Annotated in this window: 17 protein-coding genes; all 17 read right to left on the bottom strand. The window is 52.3% G+C overall.

The features are described from left to right. Positions 1-33 precede the first annotated feature (33 nt). On the bottom strand, positions 34-1,248 hold the full coding sequence (locus tag KWG61_RS08645; protein WP_242743471.1) for a collagen-like protein: 1,215 nt from the start codon (positions 1,246-1,248) through the stop codon (positions 34-36). A gap of 419 nt (positions 1,249-1,667) precedes the next feature. Beyond that, positions 1,668-2,384, bottom strand: a complete 717-nt coding sequence (locus KWG61_RS08640; protein WP_242743470.1) for a hypothetical protein — start codon at positions 2,382-2,384, stop codon at positions 1,668-1,670. Continuing rightward, a complete protein-coding gene (locus tag KWG61_RS08635) occupies positions 2,384-3,886 on the bottom strand; it encodes a distal tail protein Dit (RefSeq protein WP_242743469.1) in 1,503 nt (500 codons plus the stop codon). Before KWG61_RS08635 ends, KWG61_RS08640 begins: the two co-directional genes overlap by 1 nt. 48 nt (positions 3,887-3,934) lie before the next feature. Beyond that, complete coding sequence (locus tag KWG61_RS08630) at positions 3,935-7,627, bottom strand: phage tail tape measure protein (RefSeq protein ID WP_242743468.1); 3,693 nt, start codon at positions 7,625-7,627, stop codon at positions 3,935-3,937. 53 nt (positions 7,628-7,680) lie between these two features. Then, the gene (locus KWG61_RS08625) at positions 7,681-8,139 is read right to left on the bottom strand and encodes a hypothetical protein (protein WP_242743467.1); all 459 of its coding nucleotides are present in this window, start codon (positions 8,137-8,139) and stop codon (positions 7,681-7,683) included. Continuing rightward, positions 8,088-8,540 carry a hypothetical protein gene (locus KWG61_RS08620; protein WP_242743466.1) on the bottom strand — a complete coding sequence of 151 codons (453 nt, stop codon included), beginning with the start codon at positions 8,538-8,540 and terminating at the stop codon, positions 8,088-8,090. The genes KWG61_RS08625 and KWG61_RS08620 overlap by 52 nt, the downstream gene beginning before the upstream one ends. After that, positions 8,530-8,850, bottom strand: a complete 321-nt coding sequence (locus KWG61_RS08615) for a tail assembly chaperone (protein WP_242743465.1) — start codon at positions 8,848-8,850, stop codon at positions 8,530-8,532. Before KWG61_RS08615 ends, KWG61_RS08620 begins: the two co-directional genes overlap by 11 nt. Before the next feature lie 89 nt (positions 8,851-8,939). Continuing rightward, a complete protein-coding gene (locus KWG61_RS08610; protein ID WP_242743464.1) occupies positions 8,940-9,398 on the bottom strand; it encodes a phage major tail protein, TP901-1 family in 459 nt (152 codons plus the stop codon). Position 9,399: 1 nt separating this feature from the next. Beyond that, on the bottom strand, positions 9,400-9,798 hold the full coding sequence (locus tag KWG61_RS08605) for a hypothetical protein (protein WP_230268538.1): 399 nt from the start codon (positions 9,796-9,798) through the stop codon (positions 9,400-9,402). A gap of 7 nt (positions 9,799-9,805) precedes the next feature. Continuing rightward, positions 9,806-10,162, bottom strand: a complete 357-nt coding sequence (locus KWG61_RS08600; RefSeq protein WP_242743463.1) for an HK97-gp10 family putative phage morphogenesis protein — start codon at positions 10,160-10,162, stop codon at positions 9,806-9,808. Continuing rightward, on the bottom strand, positions 10,159-10,776 hold the full coding sequence (locus KWG61_RS08595) for a phage head-tail connector protein (RefSeq protein WP_242743462.1): 618 nt from the start codon (positions 10,774-10,776) through the stop codon (positions 10,159-10,161). Before KWG61_RS08595 ends, KWG61_RS08600 begins: the two co-directional genes overlap by 4 nt. A 14-nt stretch (positions 10,777-10,790) precedes the next feature. Further along, entirely contained in the window at positions 10,791-11,744 is a 954-nt protein-coding gene (locus tag KWG61_RS08590; RefSeq protein ID WP_230268527.1) for a hypothetical protein, read from the bottom strand. An 8-nt stretch (positions 11,745-11,752) separates the two neighbouring features. Further along, positions 11,753-12,325 (bottom strand): DUF4355 domain-containing protein, encoded by a 573-nt coding sequence (locus tag KWG61_RS08585; protein WP_230268371.1) that lies wholly within the window; start codon positions 12,323-12,325, stop codon positions 11,753-11,755. Positions 12,326-12,492: 167 nt separating this feature from the next. Next, a complete protein-coding gene (locus KWG61_RS08580; RefSeq protein WP_242743461.1) occupies positions 12,493-12,714 on the bottom strand; it encodes a ribosomal-processing cysteine protease Prp in 222 nt (73 codons plus the stop codon). After that, positions 12,711-12,875 (bottom strand): hypothetical protein, encoded by a 165-nt coding sequence (locus KWG61_RS08575; RefSeq protein ID WP_230268369.1) that lies wholly within the window; start codon positions 12,873-12,875, stop codon positions 12,711-12,713. The genes KWG61_RS08580 and KWG61_RS08575 overlap by 4 nt, the downstream gene beginning before the upstream one ends. 315 nt (positions 12,876-13,190) lie before the next feature. Next, complete coding sequence (locus KWG61_RS08570; RefSeq protein ID WP_230268367.1) at positions 13,191-13,358, bottom strand: hypothetical protein; 168 nt, start codon at positions 13,356-13,358, stop codon at positions 13,191-13,193. Between the two features lie 44 nt (positions 13,359-13,402). Continuing rightward, positions 13,403-13,741 carry a YjcQ family protein gene (locus KWG61_RS08565; RefSeq protein ID WP_242743460.1) on the bottom strand — a complete coding sequence of 113 codons (339 nt, stop codon included), beginning with the start codon at positions 13,739-13,741 and terminating at the stop codon, positions 13,403-13,405. Between the last annotated feature and the right edge of the window lie 37 nt (positions 13,742-13,778).

The following is a 13,778-nucleotide window of genomic DNA, read 5'->3' as shown; positions in this document are numbered from 1 at the left end:
ATACAGGCAATGCCCAATAGAGTGTTGAATCACCTATAGTCCCCCTGTTGCTGTTGATGTTGCAACAATTCTTACAGTGATTGTCCCGTCAAATTGAATCTTGACATGTGCCATTCCACTGCCGTCTCTTCCAAATGGAACATTTGCTGCTACAGTTGCGCTTTGAAATTTAAATCCGGTGTTATATGTGTAAGTTGTTCCCGGCGTATTTGGTTTAGAGCTTCCAAATGATATATCGCCGGTCACAACGGCGTTAGGGCCTTTACCCCAGCTCCGTATATAGACGCACGTTAAGTTGTTCGTATCATATAGAATCTTTTGATACCACCCTGTTTGAGGAGTGCGTAAGCGTTCACTTAAGATTCTTCCCTGGTTTGCAGACAACGCGCTTGTAGTGCTCGTGCTGGTCAAGTTGTTTACCACTGTCGGACTTGTTCCGTTCGATCCGTTCCGGTTCTTCAGGTAAAAGTAAGTTGTCGTTCCATCTGTTTTCGCGATAGCCACTTGAGTATGCAGGTAGTACCCGGCGGTAGGTGTAGGTAACGTCGTACTCCAGCTAGAAGAGCTTTGAGACGGCGTGGATGAGCTTGAGGATTGGTAGTACTTGACGGTTACAGAACTAATCCCGGTCCCGCTGGTCCCGGCGTCTCCCTTGAGACCTCGCGGGCCTCGCGGTCCCTGTACTCCATCTTTTCCGTCTTTCCCATCAGCACCATCCGCTCCATCTTGGATCAGTGTCGTATGATCACCGTTTTTATCTGTGATTTTCAGTGTCGATGTCTTACCCGACTTGCTAAGGCTAACAGTTGGTGAGATGCCGTCTTTTCCATTGCTCACATGGGCGGCGGACTCGTTCATGATGATCTTCACGCCGTCGCCGGTTGGCAGTTCTTCAACAGCTACTTTTGAGCGGGTAAGCGTGACCTCAGCCGTTCCTCTAAGGATGCTGCCCTGCAAAGCACTGAAGCTCAGAACATGCGATCCGATCGTCATAGCGACCGGATCCAGCTGGATCTGGTACGCAGAATCCCCTTTTGGGACTTCATTTCCGTCCAGATACCAGGTGATTTCCATGTCACTGGTTACGTCTATCGAATTTTTGCGAACGACTGCATTGAAAGTATGCGGCGTTCCGTCATCGTCCATGGCCGTTCCGTCGGCGGATGAAATGCGGCAGTCATAGATGGCGGCCTTCTCCATGGCTTCTTCTATCTGCGAAAGGATGGACTGAGAAAGTTTTGAACTCATTTCGGTGAAGTTGTCGAGCTTGACTCCTGTTACTTCTCCTGTTGAAACACAGACTTCTTTTTCTACAATGCGGCACTGGTAGTACTCGATCGGGGAGTAGCCAGCGTCCTCAACGGTGAGCCAGTCGCCAATGGATCCAGGGACGGTTCCTCGAACCTCATAGGAAACTTTTGGCCGGCACAGCTTGCGCAGCTGAGCAAGCGTTGACTGATACAGCTTTTCCTGCGTGTCTGCGTTTGAGTCTTCAAAGAAGCGGACGACGTATCCGTCGATGTACCCGCCCTCTGGATTCTTTGTAAGACTTGAAGGATAGCGGTCGCGAGCCTGCGGGCAGCACAGATCTGTACTGTTCAGAACATAGGTGTACCCGTCTGGATCTGTCGCGGAAGAGCCAGGAGTATATCCAGCCAGCGTGATCGTTACATCCTGATCCCCTTCCCGGGATGACTTGCCTCTTGCCCGAAGACGGGAGCAGAACTCTGTGAGATCCGTTGTCTTTCGAATAGATTCCGGACCGCTCCCCAGCGGATGATCTGGTCTGTCAGATCCGTTCCGACGCCCTTTCTGTCGCCGGCTACGCATAAGGACATCTGAATTTCTTTCAGCCCACCGTACAGGGTAAGCAATGGGGAAAGACGGACCTCAATTCCGAAGCTGCTGGCGAGGCTGGCCATGCGCTTTAAAATGCTTTCCCGTGCATCAAATTTGAGCTTCTTTTTCACGGTTGGAATATCATTTCTGACCGTTTTTAATATGTCACGCTCAAATCCCCATGCGTCCAGGTATTCCAGAAAAGTCATGTCCGTTGATGCGTCGAACTGGTCGACCTCTTCATTCAGGAACTCGAAGCTAAGTCCCTCGGATGTAATGACCGTTTCCGTTTCGTCCCGATCCACGCTGGTAATCGTGAAATACCAGTCCGTGTCCTCGAATCGAAAGCCGATTTTCATGCCCGCTTCGATCAGATGCGCCTCTTCATGCGTGCTGTCAACACTGAAGGTGAACGTTGATGCCCCGCCGATTGTCAGATAGCTGTGAAGGCTGTCGCTGTAGTAATGCAGTGCTTTAGGCGCATTGTTGTCCATGACCAGAACCGGCGATTCCTCTGCGGACAGAATATGAATTCTGGTGCTCATTACAACCACCTTTCCTGTACATAAATGGTGCCGCTCAGCATGCCCTCAAACCAGGAAGAGGGCACGATGCGGATCTCACTGTCTCCGGGCGGAATCCTGAAGTACTGTGAGCCGATCACTTCCAGATCCGGGCGGTACTGATCGTCCAGATAGATCTTTCCGGCTTTGCCGTCGATGGTGATTCTCGACTGCAGCGGAAAAGCGACGGGGCGCGCAGAGGAGCCGGAGATGTGATCCTTGCGGAAGCGGAAGCGGCCGAGATAGTTACGGGTGACCGCGTCTCTGCCCGGGAAGTGGGAAAACGTGATCCGGATCCGGTTGCAGACCGTGTCTCTGAGCGCCGGCTCAGTGTGTCCGTAATACTTTCCATTGAAGTAATAACGGAACCGTTCGCCGTCTTTATGGAAGTCATTGTTGCCGTAAAACCCCTGCGCAAACGGGTTGCGGCTGTCGCATACGAAAGGAAAGGAGCGAATCAAGTTTCCATTGATCCATACCAGGTATTCCGCCTGATTCGACACGCTGTTTTTGTGAATGGTAAGACAGGCGATTTCTTTTTCTGTCGTCCCGTTCACGTTCATGAACATGATCTTCTGTTCACCGCACTGGGCGGCGTGAGCCGTTTCAAACCAGTGGAAAAGCGAAACGTAAAAACTGGATGCACCGCCTGCCGACGCGTCCAGATCCTGCTGGGTAGAGTCGCGTGGCACCGGGATTTCTATAGTTCGGCTGCACCAGGCTGCGGAAGCGTGAAAGTCTGCCGGGCCGAGTGTCAGCCAGTCCTGCATTCTGCGTTCTCCTGTGGTTGGGGCCTGCCGGAGCTTTTTCAGTGAATGCTGCGTGGATCCGGCCGTGGAAGGCCAGTCCTTAATGATGTCAGTGCTTTCCAGCAGCCATTCCTGGGCGTCGCTGACGGCCACGCTGTCCGCTGCTTCGATGTTTCCAAACTCCATGGCGCCCTGTGCGCAGCTGATACCCAGATACCCGTTTTTGGATCCGGACAGTTCAAAGCGCAGAAGCGCATCCGCATTGCCGTTGTTTCGGATCGTGACCGGGCTCTTTCTAGAGCTGCTGACACTCACGCTGACCGGCTTTTCCATCACGGCGTATTTATATGGATCACTGCAGCGGATCCGGATCTCACCGGTGCAGGAAAGCCTGCCGGGCTCCAGATCCGTGGCGTTGTACGCAGTGCCCACGAAGTACTTGTCCGGCTCATCCGCAAAAATGATTTTGGCCTGGTCTTTGGTAAGCAGTCCGTTGAGCTGGTTTATCCGGGCCATCAGCTCTTTTGCATCTGGAGCAGACAGAGAGTACTGAACGGTAATGTCTCTGGCAGGGATAACCCGCCTGACAAAATCGGACCCATCAAATCCGTTGCGGGTCCGTTCTGTGATTTCTTTGGTTAAAATGCCCCGGCCGGACACCGTCAGGATCCGAAAGCCGGGGACTTCTTTCCAGGTACTTTCCATCATAGGAAAGAGATTCGGCGGAAAGTGCATGGTCTTCACTCTCCGCCGCTTGAATGGTTGAAAACTCATAAAGCATGGTTAAACACCTCCCGCAAGTCTGAGCTTCAGGCGGTCCTGCCTGTCGAGCTCATCCCGCGTAAACCGGGCTGTCGCTTTTGCGAACTGGCGGCCGTCAATGATCTGGTTCATCTCAATTACTACATCTCCAAACCGTCTGTCTGCCGAAAGATCCGGCGTACTGCCAATTCCTTCCATACCGTTTGACAGTACGTTCTGCGCTGCCATGGAGCTCATCACATCCGCTGCGGATGCGATCCGACCAAATCTGGATTCCATTCCCTGTGCCAGGCCTTCACCAATGCAGGCACCGATCCGCTTGAATACTCGGGAAGGTGAGCGCACCTCTGTGGCTTTTCTTGTCGCTTCCGCCGCAGTGTTGCCAAGCTCGGCTGCAATTTTTGCGACTCTGGCCAGCTGAGACTGCATTCCGTCCGCAAGTCCTTTACCGATGTTGACGCCAACCTGGTACATTCCATATACGGCTGCCGATGCGGCGGAAGGAATCGCTGCGGCCATAGAAGCTGCAATACCGACGGCTCGGCTCATTCCACTTTGGATTGCGGCGCAGAAGGAGTTCATGACTTCGGCAGCTGCGCGCACCAGCCGATTCAGCGACTGAGTCGCTGAAGCAACCATCGTATTCATTCCCTGAACCATGACCGAATTCACGCGGCTCATTCCCGCGCTGACCGCCTGCGCAACCGACGACATAGCCGATCGGAACGCAGAAGACAGGCGTCTTGAAGACGAAGCTACGGCTCCGGCAGACTGTCCAAAGGAAATGAGCGCGGCTGAAGCGCTCAAAAGCGACTGGCCAAACCGTTCGGCGGATGATCCAGCCGATCCAATCGCCCCAAACAGGGTTTGAACGCCTGAGCTTGCCTGATCGATCACTGCCGCAAGAATCGTAACGGACTGGGTGATTGTGCCCAGGGCTATGCCAGCGGCAAGCAGGCCGGTACCGGCCTCAATGCTTGCCTGACCCAGCATCATCATGGCAAGTGAAATTTGCTCCAGTTCACCCGCATGACTGATAAGGCTGGATGTATTCTCAGCAAAGCTTTGAATCGCCGCCCCGGCACTGTCCAGGCTTCCTGCCGTTTCACACATGGCTTTCAGTGCCAGAGAAAGCGTCATCAGCTGAGAGCCGCTTTCCCCGATTCCGGCTGTCGATGCCACGATCGCGCCAATGGGTACAGCAATTGCCGCCAGCGTTCCTGCCAGATCCCAGCCGTTCAGATCGGCGATGATCTGAAGACCTTCAGCCAGTCGTTTGAAGCCGGTTCCCGCATTGAGGCACGCATTGCCAATGGAATCGATAATTCCGGACACACCGTCCAGCACGTTGCGGACAGCGTCTCCGAATGCGGTGATGATATCCGCCACACCGTCAAAGGCGGTCCGGATCGCGTCTCCGCACTTGGTAAACGTGTCGCCCAGAGAGTCCAGAATTCCGGAAACGGAATCTCCGACAGCACGGATAATGTCTTCAATTCCATGGAACACGGTGCCCACAATGTCCCGGATCGAGTTCAGGATAGGCGGGATATTTACGATCAGCGTATTAAACGAGTCGCAGATTGCCAGGATGCATTCGCCGATGGTTGCAACCATTCCCTGAATGTTCGGAATGAATGGAGCGACTGCTTCCACAATGGCCACAACAGCACCAGACACCGTCTCTACAACGCCGTTAATCAGACCGCTGAGCGTATCAATGATTGGGCTCAGTGCGGTCAGAACGGTCGCAAACGCCGTTCCAAACGCTTCAACCAGCGGTGAGAGTGTAACGAGCGATTCCGCCAGAATCGGGAAGACGTCCGCCAGGTCCAGGATGAATCCCGCAAAGGCGTCCAGCACTCCGTCGACAAGTCTTGAGATAACGTCAGCCAGCCCGTCAAGGAACGGAAGGACGGTGTCGCTTACAAGCTGACAGGGCAAGAAGAGCGACTGTAATCGTTCCGATGACCACGGCAAGACCTGCGGCTCCGGTAAGAGAGATCGACCCGATTCCCTGCCCGATGCCTTTGAAAGCGGCCCCGATTCCTTCTCCGGCCTTTTGATCACATCGCCAATGGAAGAGAAGATCTGAGCGACTTTGCTTTTGGTCGCCGTCATGGATCCGCCAGCCTGATCCGGCAGTTTGGCAAACGGATTTTTGATTTTGAGACCGCCGATCAGGCTGCCGACCTTGCTGAAGGCTCCGCCAAACAGCTTTACGCTGCCAATGCCGAGCATCAGTTTTGAGATAAGTCCGCCGGTCTTCGCTTCGAATCTGGCAAATGACTCTACCGCTTTTGCAATCCATTTCACCACATCGCCGACGGCTTCGCCAAAAGATTTCATCCCCGATCCGTCCCCCATCTGAGATGTAAGCAGGAAGAAAGCGCCGCGCAGCGTATCCAGGGCGGATTTTACCGCATCCAGAGCGCCCGACTCTTCCAGGCCTTTCTTGAATGCCTCCCACGCGGCTTTCAGGTTATCGACCGCCTGATAGACGGCCTTCATCGTACCGGACAGCCCCTGCAGCTGATTCTCCTGCTCTTTAGTTGCCGTTCCATCCAGATGGGCCTGCCATGACTGCCAGCCGCTGATCAGATCATTGACGATCTGGCAAACCTTTGTCGCCGCCTGCGTTACGGCCCTGAGTGCCGGGGCAACGGCCTGAAACAGAGTGACCTGCACGGCCTCCCAGGCAGAGTTGAGCGATTTCAGGTCGCCTTCCAAGTTATCGTTCATGGTTGCTGCTATATCGGACGCTGCGCCATTGCAGCTGCGCAGGGCATCTTCATAGCCCGCAATTTTGCCCATGCCTTCATTGAGCAGAAGGTTAATGCCCTTTTGCGAATCTGCGGTAAACGTGGAAGCCAATGCCGCAGCCTTCTGGGCATCGCCCATGCCCTGCGTCGCTTTCTCAACGTCGGTCATGATAGCGGTCAGATCCTTGAAGTTTCCCTTCTCATCCTGTACCGCTACAGATACGTCACCAATTTTAATCGCGCCGTTTTCCATGCTGGCGGTCACATCGCGCATGATTGCCGCCATGGCTGTGCCGGCTTCAGAACCTTTCAGGCCCTGATTGGCCATCGCTTCCAGAAAGGATGTTGTCGTCTGAACATCCTGTCCGGCAGCATTCAGGTTGGCTGCACAGTTCTTCCATGCTTCACCGAGCTGAGCGGCGCTCGTATTTGAGTTGGCCTGTGCATATGCCATGATATCGACCATTTCCGAGGCGGTTAAAGCCGACCGGCCGGCGCCGTCAAGTGAGTTGGAAAATGCGGATAAGTAATCTGTCACTGTATCCGACGCTTCAGCCAGACCCATGCCGGAACTGGCAGCCAGATCCAGAATAGCCGGCAAAGCGTTGGCTGACTTTTGAGCATCCCAGCCCGCCAGCGCCATGTATCCGAGCGCGTCTGCTGCTTCCGAGGCGGAAAACTGCGTGGTGGCTCCTGCTTCCTGAGCTGCCCTGCTCAATACTTCCAGTCCTTCGGCAGGGCTTTCGAAAACGGATTTAAGCTTATCCTCCCCCATAAGCGCTTCCACATTCGACATGGAATGTTCAAAGGATTTTCCGACATCGGCCACCCCTGCAGAGATGCTTTTCAGACCGGAAGCAGCGGCATTGAATGCGCTCTGCCCAAGGCCCTGTGCAAATCCGCTTTTAAGCGCTCCGCCAGTCTTCTCCGCCTGGTCTTCCACTTCACGCATCGCATCAATGGCGTCTTTGCAGGCAGGCGTGATGTTGTCGGACGCTTCGAGTGCTACATGAATATCCGGGGAATGGAGTCCATAGAATCCACTGCCTGATTGGCTGCCGGCGTTACGTGGTTGGCGGCTTCCAGAGCACTCATGCTTTCTTCCGGGATTGAGTCTATTGAGTCTTCTGCCTGGTTAGCTGCCGGCGTCACATGATTGTCCGCTTCCAGCGCGCTCATACTTTCTTCCGGAATGGACTCAATCGAATCACGTGCCTGGTTGGCCGCCGGTGTAACGTGATTGGCGGCTTCCAGCGCGGTGTCGCTTTCTTCTGGAAGGGACTCAAGCGCATCTGCCGCCTTCTTGATTTGCGGCGTAGCTTTGTCCTGCGCCTTGATCATGATGTTTCCGATGGCTTTCACTGTTCCATTCAGTGATTCCAGCGTTTCCACAATCGTTTCGAGGGCCTTGCTCAGACCGTCATCTTTAGCGGAAAGTCTGGCTTCAACTGTCGATTGTGACATGGTCTTCCTCCCTCTTCTCTAAGTAGGCTTTCATACGCTGCGCCTGCGGGCTCAGCGTACTTTTTCGCAGAACGGACCGCCCCGGCTTCCTTCTGCGCTTTCTCATAGTCGAAAAGTTTCTTCACATTTGGATAGACAAGATGCCCATTCTTTTTGCGCAGTGTCGCCCGGTTGGCATCAAAGGCGTTCTGGGCACTCCAGTAATACTGGTCGGCGAGCTTCAGTCGATGCGCTTGACATAAAAGACGGTACTCCCGCAGATCAAGCGAGAGTACCTGGTCAAGCGACTGAAAACCAAAGTAACGGAAGCAGTCTATCGCAATGGAATCTACCAGATCCTTCAGGCTTTTTCGGGATCGGCTTTGGCTGTCTCCAGAATGCCCAGCTTCTTCAGCTTCCATCTGCAGACATTCGCTTTCGATAAAAATCGATCACTTCCGATCCGAGTTTCTCCAGATCGACTTCGCCTTCTTCGAACCATTCCGTCAGTTCGTCCTTGTTCAGACGCGGGGTCTGCCTGATGTTCAGTGCCATGATTGTGTCGATCAGCACGCGCACATCGACCATGTCGCGGATGGAAATGACCGCATTGGCCAGACCAATTTCAATCTTTTCGCCGTCAATCGTGCGAACTTTGGTCTTCTCGATTTCGTTAAGAAAAGCGATAGACGCCTTAAGCGGGTAAAGCGTTCCATTTACATTGATTTCCATTTTTCTTCTCCTGCTTTGCTGCTATTCCGCTGCCTGAGTCGTATCGGCGAACAGATACTGTACAAGATCTTTCTGTTCCTGGGTCAGAGTCACCCATCCGGATACGCCCATGCCGTTGATCGAGTAGGTCTGAGAGAGTTCAGCGAAGTCTTCTGCTCCGGCAGACAGCTCCAGACTCGTAATGTATCCCTGATGGTAGCGGGCCTTGTACTTCTCTGCATTGGTGTCGACGCCTTTTTGGACGTGTCGACTTCCCAGATCTCCATGAGATCGTTTTTCTCCATCGCTTCGGTAAGATCATCCGCAATGCCGTCATCATTCGTTACCAGAGAGGTAACCGAAATCTCGCATTCACCCGCTCCTGGTACACGGATCGTTCCGTCCTTTGTTGCAACGGAATCGGCGTCTTTGGAAAGGCTGCGGCTGCCTTCTGTCTGAAGCGCAATTACGGCTGCGCCCTCTTCTGTGCGTTTGGAATAACGACGCACCAGGTAGATGATTTTGTCGCCCTTAACGGGATCGGCAAAACGCTGAAGATTGAAATTCATTTCATTTCCTCCTGTAGTGTTTGTAGGTGAGGGTGAGAATCCCTCTGTAAAGCGGCTGGCTGGTTGTCGTATCCGGAAGATATTCCAGAGTGCAGGACGACAGGCACCAGCTGTACGTTTTTGTCTGGTCGATGCGTCGGCAGATCTGCCGGACAGCAAAAAGCAGGGAATCCACTGTCCCCCGCTGTGTTGGATCGTTATGCCATACATCAATCGAAATGGATGTCTGACCAAAATAGGCCCCCTTCATCCGAAAATCTTCAATTTCATACCCGTCATTGAGAAAGATGAAAGGATACGGCGTGCTCTCAGGCGGCAGGAATGTATCGAAAACAATATCCGGATACGTCTTGCGCAGCAGCACAAGCAAAGCCCCGAACAGCTCCATTGCCGGGTTCATTTGGCAATCACCTTTTCAGGTCCCGCAGAAACTTCGGCTTCTGCTCTTCAAATGCCGGTTTCATGTACGGCTGCGCAGCCATGAAGCGGGTTCCTTTTTCCACATATTCGGCGTAGTCCACTTCGGCACGGACTACACCGGCCATGCCGTCCTGCTCCATGGATGGGGTGATGCTTTCCCGCAGCTGTCCATGATGGCCGCCGGGGTTGGTCTCTTCGGTCGAAACCGGGGCTTTTCTTTGAGCGCCTGCGGTCAGCTCTGCCGTATTGAGCCGGACCACCTTCTGAATGGCGCTGCGATTTGCCTTGGCCAGCAGCTTTTTCTGAAACGGCTTGAGGCCGCTGATCGTTGCATTCAATCTCATGTCTGCACCTCCGATACGATAAACGACTCCTTGGTTCTGAGCCTGCGCCGAAAATCTACTGTGTACCGGCGCCCTCTAACATCGATCTGATCGAACACAATGTCTGTGTGGTTCTGGATATGGATCGTCAGGCTCCCCTGCCTCAGGCACCCATAGACCAGCTGAACCATTTCCGCCCTGGTATCCATCACGGATGCGTAGAGCGGCGTTTTTGTCTCTGTCCGGCCCTCGTAATTGCCGGTATCCGGATTGAAATGGCCCGGATCTGAGCGGACCAGCTCGATTTTCGTGTCGTATCTCATAAAAACGAAGCCTCCGCACTGGAGTCTCGTGAGCTGTTTTCCATGCCTGAATGTCGTCCATGAAGTCCGCAAAGTCGTTGTCCCTGTAGGACACGCTCTCCCCTCAACGTTGTGGCTGCTCATGCCTTCGGATCCGATCCGGTTAAAGCGGCGGATTGACGCTTCAATGGCGATGTATTGCATCTCTTCCGGTACGTCTTTGACACCAAGCAAAGAGGCCAGACGGGCTGAAGTCAGCGTAATGACGGACTTCAGCTTTTCGTCCTGGCTTTCATCACTCAGTCCCAGGAGCGTTTTTACCTGGTCAAGCATAGACACTGCCCCGCCTATGCCGTTTTCATCTTGATTTTGACAACGGCTTTCTTGTTGTCGGCCGGGATGTACTCGCCTGCCTTGCCTGCACCCTGCAGGGCTACGCCGTCAAAGTCTTCCGACTCGATGGTCCGCGCGGTGTTGATGCCGGTGAAGGCCTTGGCAATTCCGCCGACGTAGGCATAGCAGATCTCGCCGGTCTGGAACATGGAGTCCGGCACTTCCTCGATCAGGAAGCCTTTGAACTTCACGATGCCGTTTTCATCGATGTTCACGCTGCTGTTTTTGCTTGTCGTGGCCAGAGCGCTGTCCACGATCAGGTTGTACAGATCGCTGGTGACTTTGGCATAGCGCGTGCCGACTGCCTCGATGTTGGTGAAGTATTTCGAGAGCTCGTTGAACAGTGCTTTCGGATCCGAATCAGACAGAGTTGTTGCCGATGTGGTAATCGTCTTGCCGGCAGACTGGGAAATGAACTTGCCGTGAGCTTTGTTGAACATTTCCGTTTTGGCCAGAGCCTGAAGCTCAAGACGGTCGGCAATGGCCTGTTCCAGGCTGTTGTTGACGGTGTGTCGGTCGATTCCCTCATGAAAGTTCCATCCCCATGTGTATTCGACATCCTCGTCTTCATACGTAATTTCCGTACGGTTTCCAAAGCGGTTCGAGTTTCCTGTGCCAGTCTTGAATGCTTTGGTATCCGTCTTGTCGTAGCCGGTACCAATCGCCACCGGAATATCACAGGTCTTTACGCTGAATGCTTTCTTGTTGAAAGCGACGCCATCAAGCGCCTCCAGGCCGCCGACAAAGAAGTCATTGAAGTATGACTTTTTGGCAAAGACTGCGGGCAGCAGCTCTTTAAACTGCATGCCGTAAGTGCGAACGCCTTTTTCATTGTTTGCGCCTGTCGGTGTGGTTGTCGTACTAGTTCCATCACCTTCCGCAAAGCGCTGAAGTTTAAATTCGTTCATGGTTCCTCCTATTTCCATTTGTCCAGTTTCTTCTGGAACGGACTGGCGGGCTCGTGATTGATGGATGTTCCAAAAGGCGTAGATCCAGTCGCTCTTGCCTTTTCGCCTGCCTGTCTTTCTGCCTGGAGCAGTGCCGCCATCTTCTGAATATTCGCATTGGTTTCTTCGGCATCTTTACCGACAACGAAATCCAGAACATCGTTTGTGACGGTCAGCTTGTAGTTCTGGGAAAAGATCTCTGCAGCGCTCTTTCTCAGCTCTGCCTGCTTCTGTGCCTGCTCCAGTTTGGCCACCTGTTCTTTGAGGCTCTGGGCCTCTTTTTGAGCCTGTTCCAGCTCATACGCTTTCTTCTGGTCGGCATTCATCTTGGCCAGCTTTTCGCCTTCCTTGCGGGCGTCCTCTACGGCTTTATCCCGATCGGCTGCCCACTTGGCGAACTTGGCGCTGATGATCTTGTCCAGATCTGCGTCTGAGTATTTTGCGGCAGAAGGATCTTTAGTCTCTTCCGCCGGTTTGCCCTGGTCTGGCGCCTGGGCGTTTTCTGCTTCATCAGCGAAACGCTGAAGATTCAGTTTTTCCATTTCCTTTATTCCCCCGGTTTAACGTCATGTCGGACGATCCTTCCAGAGCTTTTAATGCCGTCCCTGCCTGGGCATAGAAAAAGCGAGCTTAATTCGCTCGCCCAATCTTCAGTTGAACATGTTTGGGGTACTCCTCTCCAGCATCTGAATCCCGGTAATGAAGTAATTCAGGAAACTCTTCCCCAGGTGCCCAGATCCGGATTGATTTCAATTCTGATCCCGTTTTCGTCTTCTATTACGGTTCCATCCAGTCCCGGTCGAAGCATTCTTTTCAGCGTCTCATATAAAATCGAGACAGCCGCACAGACGATATCGGATCCGGCCGGTGCATAGCCTGCATGGCCTTTAATCTGAATGTCTGTCTTCAGATCTGTGTCGATCATGATCATTCGTTAAGATCCTCCCAGAGCATTTTGAAAAACTTCCACAGCACTTTCAGTCCAATGCAGATGAAGCCGACCAGCAGAAACACTGTGAATGTGAGCATAATCCCGGTCAGAATATTACCGAAAATCTTATCCGCATCGGTCAGCACGATTACGTCAGTCATTTCATTCCTCCAAACAAAAAACGCCTCGATTGAGACGGGTATACAATTCTCTTATGGCTAGAAAGGAGAAGTGTGTGAAAAATGTGTACGCATGCTTATTAGGACATTGGGTTAATTTATCTGCAGATAAAGAATGTCTTATGGGCGAATACCGGCAAAGCCCTTATATCTGGTTGGAAGAAGGCGCTGAGATATGGACAAAAAGGACTCCTCTAAAAATGATACCTTTACCGAGCTTGATTATATCTGGATTCATTACCAGGGAAGTCCTATAGAATCAATCCTATTTTTATCCAAATCGTAGAAGAGTAGTTTCTACATCTCACTCTTTGCCGCATCAAAGCTATCGAGTGTCACGGTCTTCGTGACACTTTTTATTTTCATTTGAAAGGCTATATCAATAATCCGTTTAACCTTTTCCCAATCGAGATAAGAGATGCCTTTCAGTTCATTGAAAATTTGTTCTTCTTTTTCTTTCGTCATTTCATTCCTCCAAACAAAAAAGAGCCTGTTAGCGGCTCTTTTCACTATTCGCTAAAAATTGGAAGCCAATCTCTCGTTTCTTTCAGGACTTCATACACTTTTTTCATTTTCGAATTCTCTGTGAGAAAGGTCACACCATCGCGGGTGATGGTCATCTCTTCAAGATCTTTGGGTACTCGACCGAATTTGGTAGTCTTGAAAGTTGGCCCTTTAACGAACCCGTCATTGACTGCATCTTCAATCACAGACAGCCAATACGATTCGCTGATTCCTAAAGCAGATGGCGAAATTTCATCTAGCTGAGTCCGTTTGCCTTTTCTCAGGTCATCATACAAACCGTACAGGATCAAGAATAAAATTCTGTTGTAATCATCTTTTGGCATGTTAAGTTCCCTTTCTGGAAAAACAAAGAGCCTGTTA

The sequence above is a fragment of the Allobaculum sp. Allo2 genome (assembly GCF_022701175.1).
GTDB lineage: Bacteria > Bacillota_I > Bacilli_A > Erysipelotrichales > Erysipelotrichaceae > Allobaculum > Allobaculum fili.
This window is presented reverse-complemented; position numbering and strand designations above follow the sequence as displayed.